At 70.4% G+C, this 19,300-nt stretch carries 22 protein-coding genes; 10 read left to right on the forward strand and 12 right to left on the reverse strand.

Annotated features, from left to right (window positions below; all coding sequences use genetic code 11):
• Nucleotides 1-151: 151 nt before the first annotated feature.
• The 3 genes from EJK15_RS56450 to EJK15_RS56460 are packed head-to-tail and all read right to left on the reverse strand — an operon-like array spanning nt 152 to nt 1,153.
• Nucleotides 152-388 (reverse strand): hypothetical protein, encoded by a 237-nt coding sequence (locus tag EJK15_RS56450; protein ID WP_138718699.1) that lies wholly within the window; start codon nt 386-388, stop codon nt 152-154.
• Nucleotides 385-930 carry a Mu transposase C-terminal domain-containing protein gene (locus EJK15_RS56455; protein ID WP_138718700.1) on the reverse strand — a complete coding sequence of 182 codons (546 nt, stop codon included), beginning with the start codon at nt 928-930 and terminating at the stop codon, nt 385-387. Before EJK15_RS56455 ends, EJK15_RS56450 begins: the two co-directional genes overlap by 4 nt.
• Nucleotides 908-1,153 (reverse strand): transposase, encoded by a 246-nt coding sequence (locus EJK15_RS56460; RefSeq protein WP_138718701.1) that lies wholly within the window; start codon nt 1,151-1,153, stop codon nt 908-910. Before EJK15_RS56460 ends, EJK15_RS56455 begins: the two co-directional genes overlap by 23 nt.
• 113 nt (nt 1,154-1,266) lie before the next feature.
• Between EJK15_RS56460 and EJK15_RS56465 the strand changes: the two genes are divergently transcribed.
• Nucleotides 1,267-1,947: a tyrosine-type recombinase/integrase gene (locus tag EJK15_RS56465; protein ID WP_171075138.1), complete on the forward strand. Its 681-nt coding sequence runs from the start codon at nt 1,267-1,269 to the stop codon at nt 1,945-1,947.
• Nucleotides 1,948-2,076: 129 nt separating this feature from the next.
• Complete coding sequence (locus EJK15_RS56470; RefSeq protein WP_138718703.1) at nt 2,077-2,757, forward strand: copper homeostasis protein CutC; 681 nt, start codon at nt 2,077-2,079, stop codon at nt 2,755-2,757.
• Nucleotides 2,758-2,835: 78 nt separating this feature from the next.
• Here the strand turns inward: EJK15_RS56470 and EJK15_RS56475 are convergent, their stop codons facing one another.
• From EJK15_RS56475 to EJK15_RS56500, 6 genes are all read right to left on the reverse strand, one after another.
• Entirely contained in the window at nt 2,836-4,062 is a 1,227-nt protein-coding gene (locus tag EJK15_RS56475; RefSeq protein ID WP_240777844.1) for a DUF6986 family protein, read from the reverse strand.
• Complete coding sequence (locus tag EJK15_RS56480; RefSeq protein ID WP_240777845.1) at nt 4,046-5,347, reverse strand: FAD-dependent oxidoreductase; 1,302 nt, start codon at nt 5,345-5,347, stop codon at nt 4,046-4,048. Before EJK15_RS56480 ends, EJK15_RS56475 begins: the two co-directional genes overlap by 17 nt.
• An 8-nt stretch (nt 5,348-5,355) precedes the next feature.
• Entirely contained in the window at nt 5,356-5,496 is a 141-nt protein-coding gene (locus tag EJK15_RS77295) for a hypothetical protein (RefSeq protein WP_338089950.1), read from the reverse strand.
• A gap of 76 nt (nt 5,497-5,572) precedes the next feature.
• On the reverse strand, nt 5,573-7,108 hold the full coding sequence (locus tag EJK15_RS56490; RefSeq protein ID WP_240777847.1) for an AMP-binding protein: 1,536 nt from the start codon (nt 7,106-7,108) through the stop codon (nt 5,573-5,575).
• Nucleotides 7,109-7,116: 8 nt separating this feature from the next.
• Nucleotides 7,117-8,175 (reverse strand): phenylacetate--CoA ligase family protein, encoded by a 1,059-nt coding sequence (locus tag EJK15_RS56495; protein ID WP_138718705.1) that lies wholly within the window; start codon nt 8,173-8,175, stop codon nt 7,117-7,119.
• A 46-nt stretch (nt 8,176-8,221) separates the two neighbouring features.
• Nucleotides 8,222-9,289, reverse strand: coding sequence for an LLM class flavin-dependent oxidoreductase (locus tag EJK15_RS56500; protein ID WP_138718706.1), 1,068 nt, complete (start codon nt 9,287-9,289; stop codon nt 8,222-8,224).
• A 100-nt stretch (nt 9,290-9,389) separates the two neighbouring features.
• On the opposite strand from EJK15_RS56500, the gene EJK15_RS56505 reads away from it, so the two are divergent.
• A complete protein-coding gene (locus EJK15_RS56505; RefSeq protein ID WP_240777848.1) occupies nt 9,390-9,869 on the forward strand; it encodes a hypothetical protein in 480 nt (159 codons plus the stop codon).
• Between the two features lie 14 nt (nt 9,870-9,883).
• Here the strand turns inward: EJK15_RS56505 and EJK15_RS56510 are convergent, their stop codons facing one another.
• The gene (locus EJK15_RS56510; protein WP_138718708.1) at nt 9,884-10,852 is read right to left on the reverse strand and encodes an acyl-CoA dehydrogenase family protein; all 969 of its coding nucleotides are present in this window, start codon (nt 10,850-10,852) and stop codon (nt 9,884-9,886) included.
• A 133-nt stretch (nt 10,853-10,985) separates the two neighbouring features.
• Between EJK15_RS56510 and EJK15_RS56515 the strand changes: the two genes are divergently transcribed.
• From EJK15_RS56515 to EJK15_RS56525, 3 genes are all read left to right on the forward strand, one after another.
• A complete protein-coding gene (locus tag EJK15_RS56515; RefSeq protein WP_138718709.1) occupies nt 10,986-11,657 on the forward strand; it encodes a hypothetical protein in 672 nt (223 codons plus the stop codon).
• Between the two features lie 241 nt (nt 11,658-11,898).
• A complete protein-coding gene (locus EJK15_RS56520) occupies nt 11,899-13,641 on the forward strand; it encodes a proline--tRNA ligase (RefSeq protein WP_138718710.1) in 1,743 nt (580 codons plus the stop codon).
• A gap of 504 nt (nt 13,642-14,145) precedes the next feature.
• Nucleotides 14,146-15,531 (forward strand): RNA-guided endonuclease InsQ/TnpB family protein, encoded by a 1,386-nt coding sequence (locus tag EJK15_RS56525; protein WP_206061776.1) that lies wholly within the window; start codon nt 14,146-14,148, stop codon nt 15,529-15,531.
• Between the two features lie 34 nt (nt 15,532-15,565).
• Here the strand turns inward: EJK15_RS56525 and EJK15_RS75540 are convergent, their stop codons facing one another.
• Together EJK15_RS75540 and EJK15_RS75545 are read right to left on the reverse strand one after the other, a co-directional pair.
• Nucleotides 15,566-16,135 (reverse strand): ferritin-like domain-containing protein, encoded by a 570-nt coding sequence (locus EJK15_RS75540; protein ID WP_240777849.1) that lies wholly within the window; start codon nt 16,133-16,135, stop codon nt 15,566-15,568.
• Entirely contained in the window at nt 16,132-16,605 is a 474-nt protein-coding gene (locus tag EJK15_RS75545; protein ID WP_240777850.1) for a hypothetical protein, read from the reverse strand. Before EJK15_RS75545 ends, EJK15_RS75540 begins: the two co-directional genes overlap by 4 nt.
• Before the next feature lie 226 nt (nt 16,606-16,831).
• Between EJK15_RS75545 and rimP the strand changes: the two genes are divergently transcribed.
• From rimP to EJK15_RS78110, 4 genes are all read left to right on the forward strand, one after another.
• Nucleotides 16,832-17,317 (forward strand): ribosome maturation factor RimP, encoded by a 486-nt coding sequence (gene rimP, locus EJK15_RS56535; RefSeq protein WP_138718712.1) that lies wholly within the window; start codon nt 16,832-16,834, stop codon nt 17,315-17,317.
• Nucleotides 17,318-17,328: 11 nt separating this feature from the next.
• Nucleotides 17,329-18,333, forward strand: a complete 1,005-nt coding sequence (nusA, locus tag EJK15_RS56540; RefSeq protein ID WP_138718713.1) for a transcription termination factor NusA — start codon at nt 17,329-17,331, stop codon at nt 18,331-18,333.
• Nucleotides 18,317-18,616 carry a YlxR family protein gene (locus EJK15_RS56545; protein WP_138718714.1) on the forward strand — a complete coding sequence of 100 codons (300 nt, stop codon included), beginning with the start codon at nt 18,317-18,319 and terminating at the stop codon, nt 18,614-18,616. The genes nusA and EJK15_RS56545 overlap by 17 nt, the downstream gene beginning before the upstream one ends.
• A 126-nt stretch (nt 18,617-18,742) precedes the next feature.
• A partial coding sequence (locus EJK15_RS78110) for a translation initiation factor IF-2 N-terminal domain-containing protein (RefSeq protein ID WP_171075139.1) occupies nt 18,743-19,300 on the forward strand: 558 nt, incomplete at its 3' end.

Genomic DNA, 19,300 nt, shown 5'->3' on the forward strand with positions numbered 1-19,300 from the left:
GATCAACCAGCCCGACGGCGTCCGCGACTGCGCCTTCCTCGATCCCTCCGGCAACATGCTGCGATTCACTCAGCCGCGGCAGGCAGGTCTCGCACTCGGAAACACGCCATAAGTCCAGATCTTGAACCCCACTCAACCTGCGGGAAGGCGCTTACCGTACGAAACGGCTCCAGTGCAGGTCCCCCCCGGCCTCGTCATAGGCGGCGCGTTCACGACGCGACAGCGCCAGCAGTTGGTCAGCGGAAAGCAGCACTGGTGGGGTCGGCTGGTAGTCGACGAAGAGCCGCCAGCCTTCCTTGGTGGTCAGCGGCGCATCAGGAGGAACCTCATCGTCGCCTCCGCCGGTCGCGTCGGAAAGGGCCGGCCAGGGGTCGAAACCGCGCGTCATATCCACCTTTCCGCTTCCGCTTCCGCGTCGAAGATCCCCAGCGGGACCACCGTGCCGGTCAGCGCCTCGCCGGACTCCTCCACCGCCTCGGGCAGCTCGGGCGATTGCGTGCCGGCAGGCTCCAACGCCGGAGGGCGGTGAGCTGCCGCGCCAACGATCGTGCGTGCCACGACGCGCGCCCCGGCACCGTCCAAAAGCCCATCCCCGTCGTCGGCCGGACCGGCCTGAGCCCGAGTCAGCAATGCGTCCAGCACCCGCGCCACCACGGTCTCGTTGGTGTCGTCCAGCCCGGCCTCGGCGGCCAGGTGGCGGGCGTAGCGCCAGGTGAAATCCGCAAACGGCGCCGCGACCATCGGCAGGTGCGTCCACGGGGCGCTCACCCAGCCGTCCGGCGTGCGTACGAACACCTGCGACAGGTCGTAGGGGTCGTAATGGATCTCCCACAAGCCGTTCTTGGCGGCCACCCCCGAGTGCTGCAACCGCCACGGGCCCAGCTCCGGGCAGTCATAGGTGCGGTAGTCAATCTGGATCCCGGTTCTCACGCTCCAGTTCGAGTTCCCGCTCGCTCTTTTCCCCGCTCTTCCCCGGAGCGGCCGGCGCCACGCCTCCGTGCTCCCGCCGCCAAGCCTTCACCCAGTTATGCAGGGTGGTGTCGTGGATGTCCAACTCCCGGGCGACATGCGACACCGGACGATCCCCATCCAGCACCATGCGGACGGCCTCATCCTTGAACGCCTGCGAGTACGGGCCCTTACGTCGTGCCAACTACTGCTTCCTTCCGGTCACCCCAACCCTAGTTGGGGAGCTGTCCGGAAGATCTAGGGCACCTCAACTTGACAATCAACCCGCTGGATCGAGTCAAGTGGAGACCTCCCAAGTTGAACGCGGCGGTCGACCGGCGCGTGGTGGTCAACCCCCGCCAGGCGCGAGAGTTGCTGATCGCGGTGACCTACGTGGGGCGGACGCGTGGGCCGATGCTGGCGGCGATGTTCGCGTGCATGTACTTCGCCGGTCTGCGCCCGGGCGAAGCGCTCGGGCTGCGCGAGCAGGACTGTGTCTTGCCGGCCGAGGGGTGGGGGCTGATCACCCTGGTCGAAAGTCGGCCTCAGACGAAGAGGCGGTACACCGACACCGGACGCTCCTACGATGTCCGGGGTCTCAAACACCGAGATGATGACGAGACTCGCCCGGTGCCGATCCCGCCGGAGCTGGTCGCGATCCTGTGCGATCACATCAAGTCATTCGACACAGCTCCCGACGGTCGGCTCTTCTACACCCGCGGCGGTGGCACGGTAGCTGTCTCGGCCTACTGCGAAGTGTGGCGGCAGGCCCGTGCCCTCGCCCTCACGCCCGAGCAGGTCGCTTCCCCGCTGGCCGGTTTCCCCTATGACCTGAGACACGCAGCGCTGTCGCTGTGGCTCAACGCCGGCGTGCATACTCCCGAAGTCGCCGAGCGGGCCGGGCACACCGTGGCGATGTTGCTCAAGACCTACGCCAAGTGCATCGACGGCCAGCGCGAGGTTGCCAACCAACGTATCGAGGAGGCACTGTCATCGTGATCCACAACGTACCCTTGCGGAACATACACGGAATGATCATCGCGGCCATCCCTTCCGGTGCATGCTTCCGCCCAGGTGGCAGGGCACATCACGGCCCAAAGGCGCAGATCACCATATAACCTCTGCTGCATGACCGGATCCCTGCTCGAGGTGATCGCGCTCAACGTGCGCGACGCCGTGGCCGCCGAACAGGGCGGAGCCGACCGGCTGGAGGTCGTCGCCGACATGGCGGCCGACGGGCTGACCCCCTCCCCGGAGACGGTTGCCGCGATCGCCGCGGAATGCCCGCTCCCCCAGATGGTGATGCTCCGCTGCGACGCCAACTTCTCCGCCGATCCGGACGTGCTGCAGCGGCTGGGCCGCGACGCCAAGGCACTGGCGCAGGCCGGGGCGGCCGGGTTCGTGTTCGGGTTCCTGGACAGGGCGGGCGCGGTCGATCTCGCGGCCACCGAGGCGCTCATCCACGCCGTGTCCCCGCTGCCGTGGACCTTCCACCGGGCCGTCGACCACGCGGCCGACATCCAGGCGTCCTGGCGGGCCGTGCGCCTGCTGCCCAATCTCGCCACTGTGCTGACCTCGGGATCGCCTGCCGGGGTGGGGACGGGCCTGCCGGTGTTACGGGCGAGGGCCGAGGCGGGCGACGGCTCGATCGTCCTGGCCGGCGGGGGCCTGAAGCCGGCGCACGTACCGCCGCTGCTCGACTACGGCATCCGCGCTTTTCACGTCGGGTCCGCGGTCCGGGCGAGCTGGTCGGACCCGGTGGAGTGGCGCATGGTACGCCAGTGGCGCGCCCTGGTCGAACGCGACTGACCCACCGCCCGGGGCCTGGCCGGATGGAGGCCCAGCCTCGCATCCATCGCCGGTACGACCTCAAGGGAGGCTTGCCGGTCAGGGCAGGGCGGCGTCGGCGCGGCGGAGGGCGGCGGCGATGGTACGGATCGTGGCGGGCTCGTCCATGACGCCGCCCCCGGCCTCCCGCTGCTCCTCCCACGCGCTGACCCGCTCCCGGTAGGCGTCGTAGTCGGCCAGGTGGAAGGCGTAGACGGTGGCGAACCGGCTCACCAGGTGCGACGGATGCATGTCCCACCCCTGGTAGAAGCCGTGCCGCAGCGAGTGCCCGACCAGGTCGGCGTGCCGCCGCCACAGCATGTGTACGTCGTCCGCCCGCTCGGAGGCGGGCGAGGCGGCAAGTGACCCGTCCGAGAGCTCGACCCCCGTACCGGCGAACGCGGTCTGCATGACATGCCGGGCGTGGTCGCAGGCCGGATGATCGAGCCGCTGCTCGTGCGGCGGCAGCCCGAGCGCGGCCGTGTAGTCGAACACGCCGAAATGCGCCGCCGCCAGCCGCCCGCCCAGCGACTCGGCCAGCTCGGCACGCAGGAAGGGCAGCGTCTGCGGCGCCTCCACCTGCATCTCGAACCGCAGCCGCCCACCGAGCCTCGACCCCGGCCTCCCGCCGGGCGCCGCTCCCGGCCGGGCGGCCGGCCCCGCCTCCAGCCGTTCCAGCACGTCCGCGAACTGCCCCAGGTACTCCTCCATCAGCACCTTCGGAAACGTGACCGTGAACCCGGCCGGCAGCTCCCCGACCCGATCGACCACCCCCGTGACGAACCCGTCGAGCGTCCGCACGGCCCGCCCGGGATCCCCGTCCGCGAACGACTTCACCCGCGGCCCCCACCGCCGCGGCAGTTCCCCGGCGGCGTGCAGCGCGGCCACCGCCTCGGCGGCCTGCTCGACGTGCCCGTCCTCGACCGGGTCCGGCCGCATGCCGTACCCGTCCTCGAAGTCCACGCGCAGGTCCTCGATCGGCTCGTGCGCGAGCTTGATCAGCACCTTCTCGTGGACGGCCGCGGCCAGCAGGCCCGGCGTCCCGAAGACCTCGGCCAGCTCATCGGGACCGGCCAGATGCGCCTTGACCAGGGACAACGCCTGATCACGCCACTCGCCGACCGTACGGGCGGAGAACCGGTCGGCCGGCACGTAGACGGTGTGGACCGGCTGCCACCCGGCGGCCGTCGCGGGGTAACGGGCCTGCTGGGCGCGGTACGCCGCGGCGAACCCGGGCGGCACGAGCCCCTCTCCCAAGGTGACCCGCAGGTCAGGAACGGCAGGCACGGAGCATGGCCTCCAGTCCGGCGAGCTTGACGCGTTCGCCGCGGCCGAGCGTCCTGGCCAGCTCGGCCTCCGCCGCCTCGATCGCCAGCCACTCCTCGTACGTCACCGGCCGCACGTCCCGCTCGGCCAGCAGCGCCTCGATCGGCCCGGCATCGACGCGTTCGCGCCCCTCCAGATCGGCGAGGAGCGTGCGGACCGTTTCCGCCGCGTCGGACTTGTTGGTGCCGATGACCCCGGTGGGTCCGCGTTTGAGCCAGCCCGCCACGTATTCGCGGTCGCGTACCCGCCCGGCCTCGTTCGGCACCGTCATGGTCCGATCCGAGAACGGCACCCCGGGCAGCGGCACGCTCTGGTAGCCGACCGAGCGCAGCACCATGCCGACGGGCAGCGTCTCGAACTCGCCCGTGCCCACCACCCGGCCCTCCTCCGACAGGCGGGTGCGTTCGAGCTTGAGCCCCTCGACCCGCTCGGTGCCGAGGATCTCCACGGGCCGCAGCCAGAAGCGCACGTCGAGGCGGCGCGGGCGGCCGACGGGCTCACGGGCGGACCACGACTGCAGGACCTTGATGTTGCCCTGGACCTGGCGCGGGAAGTCGCCGCCGAGGACGACGGCCTCCTCGGGGCGTACGCAGACGTCGGCGTTGGCCAGCTCGCCCAGCTCGCGCAGCTCCTTCAGGGTGAACTTGGCGTGCTCGGGGCCGCGGCGGCCGACCATGTGGATGGCCTTCACCTGGCTTTCGGAGAGGCGTTCGAGCACGTCGTGCGGCACGTCCGTGCTGCGCAGCTCGTCGGAGGTCTTGGCCAGGACGCGGACGACGTCCACGGCCACGTTGCCGACACCGATCACCGCGACCTCGGAGCTGTCGAGCGTGAACCGGTCGGGATCGACGTCGGGGTGCCCGCAGTACCAGTTGACGAAGTCGGTCGCGGCCACGCTGCCGGGCAGGTCCTCGCCGGGGATGCCGAGCTTCCTGTCGATCATCGCCCCCGTGCAGTAGACCACCGCGTCGTAGCGGCCCAGCAGGTCCTCGACGGACAGGTGGTCGCCGAGCGTGACGCCGCCGAGGAAGCGCACCTCGGGCAGCTCCAGCACCCTCCGCAGGTAGTTCGCGATCGACTTGATCGAGGTGTGGTCGGGCGCGACGCCGTACCTGACCAGCCCGTACGGGGTCGGCAGGCGTTCGAGCACATCGACCTGCACGGGCTCAGCCGACTGCTTGACCAGGGCCTCGGCCGTGTAGATCCCGGCGGGGCCCGACCCGATGACCGCCACACGCAACGCCACGCTGCCTCCTAAGACCCGGCTGCCCGGGGCACGCGTCCTACCAGATACAACCGGCCGATGTGGTCGAAGTATCCCCGGTCGCCGGTGCGGACGAACCCGTCCCTGGAGAAAACCGTCTGATCGGTGCTGTTGCCAACGTAGCCCTTCATCACCGCCTCTGAGCGGAGAAGCATCTCACCGTGGTTCTCGGGAGGCAGCGCGCGGCCCTCTTCGTCCCGTATCGAATCACGTCGTACGTTCGCGGAGAGCGAGCTTGTCGATCTTGCCGTTGACATTGGTCGGGAGGGAGCCGACGACCACGATCCGCTTGGGGACCTTGTAGTTGGACATGTTGGCCTTCGCCCAGTCGGTCAGCGCCTCGGCGGTGACCGTCGCGCCCGGCCGGGGGACCACGTACGCCACGCCCGCCTCGCCGGTGGCCGGGTCGGGCACGCCTATGACCGCGGCCTGCGCCAGCGACCCCTCGCGCAGGAGGAGCGACTCGACCTCGGCGGGGGAGACGTTGAAGCCGTTGACGATGTAGAGCTCCTTCTTGCGGTCCACGATGGCGAGGTTCCCGCGCTCGTCCAGCACGCCGATGTCGCCCGTATGCAGCCAGCCGTCCGCGGCGATCGCCTCGGCCGTCCTGGCGGGATCGTCCCAGTAGCCGCGCATCACGCCGTAGCCGCGCTGCAGGATCTCGCCGCGCTCGCCGGTGGCGACCTCCTTGCCGTCGTCATCGGCGATCTTGACCTCGATGCCCGGTACGGGCCTTCCGGTCGTGCCGGCGATCACCTCGATGGGGTCGCCGGCCCTGGTCATGGAGACGACCGTGCCCTCCATCAGCCCGTACGCGTTGATCATCCGTTCCAGGCCGACCCACTCGACCAGCCGGGTGATCAGCGTCGCCGGCACGGCGGCGGCGCCGCAGATGGCCACGCGCAGCGACGACACGTCCCGGTAGCCGCGCTCCAGCTCGTCCAGGATCCGGTGGAAGAGCGTGGGCGGTCCGGCCAGGATGGTGACGCGAGCCGACGAGATCAGCGACATGAGGGCGTCCGGGGTGAAGATCGGGATCGGCAGCATCGTGGCCCGGCGCAGCACGCAGGCGACGAGCCCGGCGTTCAGCCCGAACCCGTGGCTGAACGGGGCGATGACCGGGTAGCGGTCGTGCTCGTCCAGGGTGACGATCTCGGACCAGTCCCAGTAGCCGCGCAGCACCTGGGCGTGGTCCAGCATCACGCCCTTGGGGGCGCCGGTGGTGCCCGACGTGGACATGATCTCGCACAGGTCGTCGGGGCGGATGGCGAGCGCCCGGTCCTCGGCCTCCCGGGCGGAGACCCGCGTGCTCATCGCGCGCAGCTCCGACGCCGGGGGGACGATGGTGTGGCGGAGGCCGGGCAGTGGCGGGAGCAGGCCGGCCAGCGGGACGGCCGTCGGTCCTGCGCCGGTGATCAGCACCTTCGCGCCGGTCTTCTCGATCAGCTGGGCGGCCTCGATGCCCTTGTACCGGGACGAGAGCGGCACGATCACCGCGCCCGCGTCCCAGATCCCGAACGCGTGCGCCACCCAGTACGCCGAGTTCAGCCCCCACATCGCCACCCGGTCGCCGGGCGCGACGCCCAGAGCGATGAGGCCGCGGGCGATCTCGGCGGCCGCGGCCCGCAGCTCGGACATCGTCACCCGCGTGCCGCCCTCGTCGATCACCGTGGTGCCGGGGTGGTGTTCGGCCTGGTCGCGCAGCATGCGGGGGAGCGTCCCCCAGTCCGGCATCGGTGCCATCGTCGCCCCTAGGTGATGAGAGCCCGGTCCCTGCCCAGGTGGTGGCCGCGCAGGTCGTTCACCGTGCCCGGGCGGGGCGTGTCGGAGACGTCCTGGGCGATCTCCACGTTGATCGACATGGGGGTCAGCGCCTGGACGGCCTGCTGGATCCTGGAGCGCCACATGGGGTTGCCGACCAGGCTCTCCCGGCTGAACGTCACCGTGAGCACGGCCGCGTCCAGCGTGCCCTGCCTGCTGATCGCGAGCTCCCAGCCGGCCACGCCGTCGATCTTCGACAGCGCCTTGTCGATCCGCGGCAGCGCCAGCCAGACGCCTCTGACCAGCACGTGCTCGCCCACGGTGTGGACGGGCGCGGGTATGCCGGCGCCGCCCGGCCTGGCCACCTGCCCGGTCCTGAGCACGGCGTCGCCGAGCGTCGAGTGCCCGTACGGGGTGACGACCAGCTCGGCCATCCCCGACCCGGGGCCGAGCTCGTCCTTGGCGAGTGCCGCCAGGCCCAGCATGCCGTCCGCGAGCGGCGTGAGCGGGTCCTCCTCGGCCGCCCGCCACGCCAGTGCCCCGCCGCCGAACGGGCTGGCGTACACCTCCGTGACCCGCGCCGCGAACTCGCCCGCCAAGTGGCCGATCGTCCGTTTCGAGGCGATCTCGCCGGTCAGCACGATGTTCCTGAGCCCGAGGTCCAGCGGGTCCAGGAGGAACTCCAGGTGCAGGCGGGCCAGGAAGTCCATCGCGCCCGTCGGGGTGGCGACCAGTGTGGTGGCCTTGAGCTCGGACAGCGCGTGGTGCAGGCGCATCCGGCCGCGCGGCCCGAGGTTCGCGGCGGCCTGCGCCACGTCGGCCGCGGCGGCGGTCCAGAGCGCGCCCGCGGGCTCGGCGAGTGCCACCACGACGCGGTCCCGCTCGCCGACCCCGGCCGCCCGCAGCGCCGTACCGGTCAGCTCGGCGGCGGCCGTACGGTCGTCCGGGCCCAGCGGGTAGACGCTCGACACGTCGGGGGAGACCAGCAGGAGCCCTTCCGCGGAACGGGCGGCGGCCCCAAGATCGTCGCGGGTCAGCCAGCGCGCCATCAGGCCACCGCCCCGGATGTGGCCCTCTCGGCGGTGAACATGGCCATCAGCGCACCACCTCGGTCATGAACAGCGTCATCGACTTGCACACCCGCTCGTGCGCCAGCCCGCCGACCTGGGCCTGGATGATGAGATCCGTGGCGCCGGCCTCGGCGATCCTGGCCAGGGCCTTGCGCGAGCCCTCCACGTCGTCCACCACCACCATGAGGTGCTCCCGCAGCGTGGCCATGGACTCGTCGGGCGGCAGCCCGGCCGCGAGTTGCCCCAGCACGCGGTGGGTGGCGTGGCGGGCGTCGTAGTAGTCGGGCGGGGTGACGAGGTTGACCTGGCGCCGGATGTACCACAGGACGGGGTCGGCGGCCGTGGCGTTGGCCTCCTCGCGCGTTGGCGCGACGAACCAGGGGATCATGAGGGCGACGCGGCGGCTCGCCGGGTCGAAGCCGTGCTCCGCCAGACATTCCCGATATTTCGCGATGTCGGCGGCAACGTCGTCGATGCCCTTGAGCATCGTCATGCCGAGCAGGTTGTACCCGTGCCTGGCCGCCGCCAGATATCCCTCCAGCGACGTGGAGGCCACCCATACCGGCGGATGCGGCTCCTGCGCCGGCCGCGGGTACACGGCCACGTCGGGGATCTCGAAGAACTCGTTCGACCGGCTGATCGGCTCGCCGTCGGCGCGCCAGATGGCCAGCGTCGCCTCCAGTGAGTCCTCCCAGATCTGCCGCGACTTCTCGAACGGCCGCTGGAAGGCCTGATACTCCAGCGGTGAGGCCCCGCGCCCGGTCCCGAACTCCACCCGCCCGCGGCTCAGCACGTCGAGCGTGGCGACGCGCTCCGCGGTGCGGATCGGGGACTGGAACGGCAGGAGCACCACGCCCAGCCCGAGGTGGATGCGCTCGGTGCGCTGGGAGATGGCCGCCAGGACCAGGTCGGGGGCGGAGGAGTGGGAGAAGCCTCTGGTGAAGTGGTGCTCCACGAACCAGGCCGTGTCGAAGCCCAGCCGATCGCCCAGCACGACCTGGTCGATCACGTTCTGGAACGCCTGCTGCTCGACTTCGCGGGTGCGACCGCGGACCTCCAGCTCATACCCCAGGCTGATCCGTAGGGACGTCATCGCGCCTCCGGCAAAGTAGTGAACCAAGCGCTCGCTTGGTAGAGAGTATCAGCAGCAAAGACTTGCGGGAAGGGCGCGGGCGCGATCAGAGTGAGTGCCTGTGAAGCGAAAGCACGCGTTGCGGCGGCCGAAGGATGGCGCGGTCCCCGATGACGGCGATGACGATCTCTCGCTCACGAGTGCTCGCGGGTATGAGGCGTTCGGCCGGGTGATGGCCGCGCTCGCGACCGAGGCCGACTTCATCGAGTCGTGCCGCGACCTGACCTGGTGGCGCGGGGCGGACCACGGCTGGCACATCGAGTGGCGCGACGGGCCGTACGCCTCCGAGGTGGCCGCCCTGCTGGCCGATCAGGTGTGCGACCCCGGCCTCGAGGGCTCGCTCGTCGCCGAGGCGGGTCCCGGCGGCGACGGCTCGGCGGTGCTCGACGTGATGGGCGTGCGGTTCGAGCTGCGTGCGATCGACCCGATGGGGCGGGTCACCGTACGCGCGAGCCCGCGGTTCTGGCGCCTGGCCGAGGCCCTCGACACCACCCGCCGCACCAACGCCCGCCACCCCTGGGAAGAACTGCTCGGCGGCTAGGTGCGGACCTCCCGCTACCTGCGGTGGGTCGCTGGACGGGCCCCACCGTTGCCGAAAATTCGTTCCGCGAGCCGGGCGCGGTGGGTCTGGGGCGGGCAGAAGAGCTGCGCGTCGGACGTGGCCCGCTTGAGATAGCGGTGCGCCGGATGCTCCCAGGTGACCCCGATCCCGCCGTGGACCTGGATGTTCTCGCCCGCCGCCGCCAGATACGCCTCCGTGCAGTACGACCCCGCGATCGCCGCGAACACCCCGTCCCGGGCCGCCGCCCCGGCCGCCGACCTGGCCGACTCCACCAGGAGCAGCACGTCGGCCAGCTTGTGCTTGATCGCCTGGAACGACCCGATCGGCCGCCCGAACTGCCGCCGGCCCTTGGCATGCTCGACCGCCATCTCCAGGCAGCGCTGGGCCCCGCCCACCTGCTCGGCGGCCAGCGCCGCGATGCCGAGGTCACGCACGCGGGCCTGCGATGAGCCGTCGCCGAGCCGCCGTACCGGGACGCTCTCGAAGATCAGCCGGGCCAGCGGCCGGCTCTCGTCCATCGTCGGGTGCGGCTCCCGCCGCGTGGGCACGGCCTCGACCAGCAGCTCATCGACGTAGACGAGCACCAGCTCGCCCTCCAGCGCGTACGGAACGACACCCGTGAGCAGCTCGCCCTCCAGCCGCAGGTCACCGTCCTCCGGCAGCACCACGGTCGCGGTCGCCGCCCCCTCGGCGAGCGCCGGCAGGAGGTGAGCGGCCCCGCACGCGATCGCCGCCTCGACGGCCATCACGGCCGACTGAAGGAAGGGATGCGGAGACAGCACCCGGCCCAGCTCCTCCGCCACGGCGGCCATCTCGGCCGGTCCGCAGCCCGCTCCGCCGTACTCCTCGGGGACGAGCAGTCCCGCGACCCCCACGTCGCGTGCGAACTCCTGCCACGACGCAGCTGGACGGCCGGCGAGATAGTCGCGGACAACGGCGCGGAGCTCATCGGGTAGCGACACGGGCACATGCTAACCAAGCGATTGCTTGCCTTGATAGAGTTATGCCCGAAATTTGCCTTTTTGTGAGGTTTGCATAATCTGGTCGTGGCCATCCCTAGAGATAACCGGGCAAGGGTTGACCAGGAAAATGGAGATGAACAACACCGCCATCGACTATGCCGACTTCGCCGAGTACGACCGGCGGCAGCGCGGCATCGAACGCCATCTGGTCGCGGCCTTCCTGGGGGGACTGGCCGTGGGCCTCGTCGGCATGCTCATCTCCGGCCGCGGTCCGGGCTGGGTCGGCCACCTCTACGAGCCGTACGTCTATCTCGCCCTGACGCTGGCCGTCGGGGTCAGCGCGTCGGGGTTCGGATGGGCGCTGCTGACGACGTTCCTGGCGGCGGTGTCCATGCTGGTCGCGGCCTTGGGCGGGAGTGCGGTGCGCGGCGACCTCGCCTTCGACGTCATCGGCGGCAGCGCCGCCGGGCTCAACTGGACCCTCGCCCTGCTCGTCGGCCTCGGCCTGCTGGCGTACGTCACCCGCAGGAACGACGGCTGGGGCGACCTGGCTGCCGGCGCGGTCGGCGCCGCGCTGATCGCGGACGTCGTGGAGCGGGCGACGCCCGGGTTCATCGGCAGCGAGCGGTCGTTCTGGCCGGTGCCCGCCATGGTGGTCGGGCTGCTGTCCGTCGCGCTGGTGCTCCTGCTGCGCAGGAACGCGCGTGCGCGGGTCCGCGCGCTGGCACTGTCGGCGGTCTTCTCGGGCCTGTTCACGGTCGGCCTGGGAGCCTTCGTGGCGGGCTGGATCCCCCTGGCGGTCTGACCGCAGGGGAGCCGGGCTCCGCTCGGCGGTGTGACCGCAGCGACACAAGCCGGCTTGGCCGCAGCGACACAAGCCGGCTTGGCCGCAGCGACACAAGCCGGCTTGGCCGCAGCGACACAAGCCGGCTTGGCCGCAGCGAAACGAGCCGGCGAAACGGGCCAGGGAGATAAGCCGGAGCGCGCGGCCGCCCCGAGTCGATAGCCTGTAGTTCTCCGCATCCAGGTTCGAGCAAGGAGTAGCCGTGTTGCTGCGCATGTCGTCGTTGTTTCTTCGCACCCTGCGGGACGACCCGGCAGACGCGGAAGTGCCGAGCCACAAGCTCCTGGTCCGCGCCGGCTACGTCCGCCGCGTGGCGCCCGGCATCTACTCCTGGCTGCCCCTCGGCAAGCTGGTGCTGGAGAACGTCACCAGGATCGTCCGCGAGGAGATGAACCGGATGGGCGCCCAAGAGGTGCTCTTCCCCGCCCTGCTGCCCCGCGAATACTACGAGGCCACCGGCCGCTGGACCGAATACGGCGCCACGCTGTTCCGGCTGCAGGACCGCAAGGGCGCCGACTACCTCCTCGGCCCCACGCATGAGGAGCTCTTCACCGACATGGTCAAGGGCGAATACTCCTCCTACAAGGACTATCCGGTCACCCTTTACCAGATCCAGACCAAATACCGCGACGAGGCCAGGCCCAGGGCGGGCATCCTGCGCGGCCGCGAGTTCCTGATGAAGGACTCCTACTCCTTCGACCTCGACGACGACGGGCTCAAGCGCTCCTACGAGCAGCACCGCGAGGCGTACATCCGGACCTTCGACCGGCTCGGCATCCGCTACAAGATCGTGTTCGCGCAGTCGGGGGCCATGGGCGGGTCGGCGTCGGAGGAGTTCCTCGCGCCCACGCCCACCGGCGAGGACACGTTCGTGGCCTGCCACTCGTGCGGCTACGCGGCCAACGCCGAGGCCGTCACCACGCCCGTCCCGGCCGCCCGCTCGTACGACGACGTGGCGCCCCTGCGCGTCATGGACACCCCCGACACCCCGACCATCGACACCCTGGTGTCGTACGTCAACGAGCATCACGGCCTGTCCATCACCGCCGCCGACACGCTGAAGAACGTCGTCGTCAAGGTCGCGACGCCGGGCTCCGACAAGATCGAGACGCTGGTCATCGGCGTGCCCGGCGACCGTGAGGTCGACTTCAAGCGCCTGGAGGCGGCGCTGTCGCCCGGCGAGCCCGCCATCTTCGAGGCCGCCGACTTCGCCAGGCATCCCGGCCTCCTCCGCGGCTACATCGGGCCGCAGGTTCTGCGCGAGCTGGGCATCCGCTACCTCGTCGACCCCCGCGTGGTCACCGGCACCTCCTGGGTGACCGGCGCCAACGAGCCGGGCAAGCACGCCGCCAACGTGGTCGCGGGCCGCGACTTCACCCCGGACGGCACGATCGAGGCCGCCGAGGTGCGCGCCGGCGACTCCTGCCCCCGCTGCGGCTCGGACCTGTCCATCGACCGCGGCATCGAGATCGGCCACATCTTCCAGCTCGGCCGCAAATACGCCGACGCCGCCGGCCTCGACGCCCTCGGCCCCGACGGCAAGCCCATCCGCATCACGATGGGCTCCTACGGCATCGGCGTCTCGCGTGCCGTGGCGGTCATCGCCGAGCAGGCCCACGACCCGCTCGGGCTGGTGTGGCCCCGCGAGGTCGCCCCCGCCGACGTCCACATCGTCGCCACCGGCAAGGAAAACCAGGTGGAGGCGGCCCTGCGACTGGGGGCCGAACTGGAGTCGCGCGGGTTGCGCGTCCTGGTGGACGACCGGGCGCAGATGTCGCCCGGCGTGAAGTTCAAGGACGCCGAGCTGCTGGGCGTGCCGACGATCGTGGTGGTCGGACGCGGCCTGTCCCAGGGCGTGGTCGAACTCCGCGACCGAGTCTCGGGCGAGAAGTCGGAAATCCCCCTCACCGAGGCCGCGGACCGCATCACCGCCGCCACCGGCTGACGCCCCGCCCGGGTACTGCCGCACACCGGGTCTCGCACGTAGGGACCCGGTCGGCGCCCCTGCACGTAGAACCCGCCCGCCGGTCGCACCTCCTGATCAAGCACTATGATCGCTATTTTGTCGTCATCCAGTACGGGGCTGACGAACCCGGCCCCACGACCCTGAAGGTCGCTCGGGGGCAGGCACGGCGCACCCCAGGACCGGGCCAGGCTGTGGCTTTGCTATGCCATTGCGCGCACCCGGTGGCCGCCGTCGAGCGTCAGAAAGGGCGCTGCTGGTTGTCGATGTGCTGGCCTATGACGGTCAGCCGTGCTCCGGCGCAGCTGCCAGGCGAAATGCGAACCGGGCCAGAAGGCCAAGGACTTCATCAGTATTGCAGCGTGGAGACCTGGTACTTCAGGACCAAGAGATAACGCCACCCCTCCATTCGAAAACACTATGGAAAACCTCGGTAACAGTAGGTAGTATTGCGGTGTGTGATGGTTCTGTGACAGGAGGTGCTCGATGGCGATCCGCCGCTCCACCACCACAGAGCAAGACCTGCTCCCGGTGGTGCAACCGCGGCTCGCACCCACTCCGGCCAAGGAACCCGGCCTGGAGAAGCGGCAGTTCGGGCACCGCGCCCGGCTGGCGCTGACACCCGCGCAGGCTCGGCTCATCGACACCCAGGCGCATGCGGCCCGTGCGCTGTGGAATCTGCTGCACGACTGGTGGACGATGCTGCCGAAGTGCCGCAGGTCCCTCGCCGCGGCCGACGCGGCGATCCGACAGGCCCGCAACGACATCGACTGGCTGGCCTTCCTGCCCGCCCAGGCCGCGCAACAGGTGCTCAAGACCTACTTCCAGGCATGGAAGAACCACTGGGAAGGCCGGGCCGACCAACCAACCTTCAAAGCCCGCTCGCGCACGGTGATGTCGGTGGACATCCCGCAGGGCCGCGACCTGCAGATCACGCGGGTGCACCGCCGCTGGGGCATGGTCACCATTCCCAAGGTCGGGCGGGTCCGGTTCCGCTGGACCAAGGACCTTCCCGTAGGGAAGAAGGCAACCACCGGCAACCGGATCACCGGTGCCCGGCTGGTCAAGGATCCGCTCGGCTGGCACATCGCCTTCCGCGTCCAGACTCTCAACCCCAAGCCCGAGCCCCACCAGGGGCCGCACGTCGGCATCGACGTCGGCGTGAGCGTGCCGCTGGCCCTCTCCGACGGCAACCACCACACCCACGAGCAGTGGAGGTCCACCAAAGACAAGCCGAACGCCTGGCTGACCACCAACGAACAGGCCAAGCTGCTCACACTGGAGCGCAGGGCCGCCCACTGCAAGAGCTTCCGCAAGCCGGGCCAGCGCACCTCGCGCCGGCTGCGGGCCACCTACGACCAGATCGCGAGCGTGCGGGCAAGAGCCAAGCGCCGGGCGATCGACTGGCAGCACCAGACCACCACCGGCATCGCCCGCGCCTACGGCATCATCGTGGTGGAAGCCCTGCCCATCACGAACATGACCAAGAGTGCCAAGGGGACCGTCGACAACCCAGGCAAGAACATCGCTCAAAAGTCCGGACTGAACCGCGCCATCAGCCAGGAGGCATGGGGCCGCACTGTGACGATGCTGACCTACAAGGCCACACGCTACGGCGGCACCCTGCACAAGGTTCCCGCCCCCGGCACCTCCCAACGCTGCTCAGCCTGCGGGTTCACCACCTCAGGCAGCCGGGAGAGTCAGGCCGAGTTCGCGTGCAAGAACGAAGGCTGCGGATGGTCGGGCAACGCCGACCACAACGCCGCCCGCAACATCTTGCACCTGTACCGGACGGGCCTCGCGCTCGTCCCGGCTGCCGGGAGGGCAGTCGTCAGGCGCGCTCGCCGCGTCAAGCCCGCCACCGCAAGGTAGGCGGGAATCTCCAGCCCTTCAGCTGGAGAGCGCTTCAATCTCCGCCCTGTACCGGCATGCCGGGGAACGCGGGAGGCTGGGAGGGGCGGAAGGAGTAGGAGCGGGTCGTGGCCTCCTGCATGGCCAGCGCGGCGTAGCGGCGCAGCGACACGTCCTGCGCGGCCGCCAGCTCCAGGTAGGCGGCCGTGACGCCGGTCTCCAGGTGCACCGCCAGCTTGGCGGCCTGCGTGGCGTTGGCGGGGAAGAACGGCAGCGCGTAGGACGCGTCGGGCTCGACCGGGCGGCCGCCACGTGTCGTGATGAGCCCGCGCAGCTGGTCGCGGCGCGCCCGGTGGGCGTCGAAGGCCGCGGTCATCCTGGCCCGCAGCGACCCGGAGGTCCGTGCCCCCAGCAGCCCGTACGCGAACAGCGCCGCGTGCTCCGCAGCCAGCGCCTTGCGCAGCTTCTCGACGTCGTCACCGCTCACGGCCGCGGCGGTCCGGCGGCCGCTCACGAGGGTCCCGAGGTCGTTCAGGGCGGTCGCGCCGTCGTTGACGGCGGTCGCGCGGTCGTTCACGGCGATCCCGCTGTCTTCCACGGCGGCCCGGCGGTCGTTCGCGTTCACAGCGACCTCGGCAAGGCGGCGGCGTGGGCGGCCTCGCAGGCCCCGATGCTGGCGATCAGCTGCGCCACGCCGGGCGAGACGTTCGCGAGCTGGCGCGGCCGCAGCGCCGCCGCCTTGCGCTCGAGGTCCCGCAGCCGCGACAGCGACGCCTTCTTCGCGGCGGTGGCGGACGGCGAGGGCGACGTGGACGCGGTGGGGGAGGCGGTGGCCGCGACGAGCTTGCGCAGCTCGTTCAGATGAGCCTGGTGGCGGTCCCGGAACGGAACAAGCTTCTGCGCCCCGCCCGCGATCAGGGATGAATAGAGCCCGATCGTCCGTTCTTTCTCGGCGATCAGCTCCTTCAGCAGGAGCGTCTCCGGGGAGTCCGGGGCCGGGGCGGACGGTTGTGGCGGGCCGGACGCGCTGCATGCGGTGAGAGCGGCCGCTCCGCCCGCCAGCAAGATTCGCCGGGAGAGGTGACGCGGGCGCACGAGCAGAGACCTCCATTAAGTACGGACCCAGATAGCATCGTACGGGCTGGTGCCCGCGATCGCCGTCAGGCGACGCTCGCCATTCGACCGTGACGAGTGGCGCTCTTTCTGTGCCCCCATACGGATAGGGTGTCAACTGTCGTCGCTGGCTGAGCGGCCAGGCGGCGGAGAGCCAGAGGCGAGGTCCGCCCGGCTGAGACATGACATGACAATAGGGGAGGTCGATATGGGCAGCGCATCACCCCGCGACCACCTGATGAAGCTCCTGGAGCCCGTGGTCAGCGCGGAGGGTCTCGACCTGGAGGACATCACGGTCACCCAGGCAGGAAAGAGACGCCTGCTGCGCGTGATCGTCGACCGGGACGGCGGCGTGAGTCTCGACGACGTGGCCGACGTGAGCCAGGCCGTCTCGGCGGCGCTGGACGGCGACGACGCGATGGGCCAGGCGGCTTACACGCTCGAGGTCTCATCGCCGGGCGTCGACCGCCCTCTCACCGAGCCCCGCCACTGGCGGCGTGCCGCCAAACGGCTGGTGAAGGCCGAGATGAGGGACGGCACCGTGGTGGAGGGCCGGATCGTGGCGGCGGACGAGAGCGGCGTCGACCTCGACGTCGCAGGCGCCGCGCGCCGGTTTGATTACGAGGACCTGGCCCGTGGACGGGTGCAGGTGGAATTCCGCCGGATCGACGACGTCGACGGCGACGAAGGCTAGGGGGAGCCGCCGTGGACATCGACATGAGCGTCCTGCGCAGCCTGGAACGCGAAAAGGACATCTCCTTCGACCTGGTGGTCAAGGCGATCGAGGACGCGCTGCTGATCGCCTACATCCGCACCGAGGGAGCGGCCTCGAAGGCGCGGGCCGAGATCGACAGGAGCAGCGGTCACGTCACGATCTGGGCGGCCGAGCTCGACGAGCAGGGCGACGTCGTCAGGGAGTACGACGACACGCCCAACAACTTCAGCAGGATCGCGGCGACCACTGCCAAGCAGGTCATCCTGCAGCAGCTGCGCGACGCCGAAGACGAGATCAACTTCGGTGAGTTCGCCAGCCGCGAGGGCGAGCTGGTCTCCGGCGTCATCCAGCAGGGCAGGGACCCGCGCGTGGTGCTGGTCGACCTCGGCAAGATCGAGGCCGTGCTGCCGCACGCCGAGCAGGTCCCCGGCGAGGAATATGTGCACGGCGAGCGCATCCGCGCCTACGTGGTGCAGGTGAAGAAGGGCCACAAGGGCCCCTCTGTCAGCCTGTCGCGCACGCATCCCGGGCTGGTGAAGAAGCTGTTCGCCCTCGAGGTGCCGGAGATCGCCGACGGGACCGTCGAGATCGCCGCGGTGGCGCGCGAGGCGGGGCACCGTACGAAGATCGCGGTCAGGTCGCGCAAGCCGGGCGTCAACGCCAAGGGCGCGTGCATCGGGCCGATGGGCTCGCGCGTGCGTAGCGTGATGGCCGAGCTGCACGGTGAGAAGATCGACATCATCGACTGGTCGGAGGACCCCGGGGAGTTCGTCGGGAATGCCCTGTCACCGGCACGTGTTTCACATGTCGAGGTTCTCGATCTCGAGGGACGCGTCGCGCGGGTGACCGTGCCCGACTACCAGCTCTCGCTGGCCATCGGGAAAGAGGGGCAGAACGCCCGGCTCGCCGCACGGCTGACGGGATGGCGGATCGACATCCGGCCCGATACACAAGCGGAAGATGCCGCCGGTTCCGTAGATGCGTCAACACGGTAAGCTGGAATATGGTGGCCACGCGGCCCCACAGCGCACCTGTGTGGGCTGCAGGGTTCGCACGGCTAAGTCCGAGCTGCTCCGCCTGGTGCGGGTCGAGGATCATGTGGTCCCTGACCTGCGAGGACGGCTTCCTGGCCGGGGTGCATCGCTGCATCCGTCCATGAGCTGTCTGGAGCTTGCCGAGCGTCGCCGAGCGCTTCCGCGCGCGTTTCGCGTGCCGGGGCCGCTTGACGTCTCGCGCGTGCGGGCTCACCTGGAAGGAGAACCACGAAATGTCATGTAGGACGCCGAGTTGATGGGCGGAGTCAGATTGCTATGAGCGCCTGATGAGCACGCGGCGATGAAGACGTCAAGGTAGCGACGGTCCGGACGGCACAAGCCAGCCTCCCGGGCCGAGTTAGGGAGTGTAGTGGCGAAGGTCCGGGTATACGAGCTCGCTAAGGAGTTCGGCGTAGAGAGCAAGGTCGTCATGGCCAAGCTCCAAGAGATGGGAGAGTTCGTCCGTTCGGCGTCCTCGACCATCGAAGCGCCGGTGGTCCGCAGGCTCACCGAAGCTCTGGGCGCATCGAAGGGTGGGCCCTCGAGGGGCGGCGGCACGCCGTCCAACAAGCCGCAGCCGCCAAGGGCTGCTCCACGGCCGGCGGACAGCCAAGCCGGCAACGGCGCCCCGCAGGCGTCGATTCCATCTCCTCCGCGTCCGGGTCCGGGTCCCAAGCCCGGTCCGCGGCCGGGTCCCGCAGGCGGCGGTCAGCCGCGCCCGCCGGTGCCCATGCCTCACCAGCAGCAGGAGCCTGAGGCCCCTCGCGGTGAGACGCCTCAGGCGCCGCCGGCGCGATTCGAGAGCGGCGGCGCGCCCGCTCGTCCGGCCCCAGGTCCGCGACCTGGTCCGGCCGCCCGTCCGGGTCCGGGTCCCAAGCCCGGTCCGAGTCCCCGTCCGGGGTCCGGTGGCGGCGGCGGGGGTGGTGGC

Origin of the sequence: Nonomuraea basaltis, from assembly GCF_005893125.1 — a bacterium.
In the GTDB taxonomy this organism is placed as follows: Bacteria; Actinomycetota; Actinomycetes; order Streptosporangiales; family Streptosporangiaceae; genus Nonomuraea; species Nonomuraea basaltis.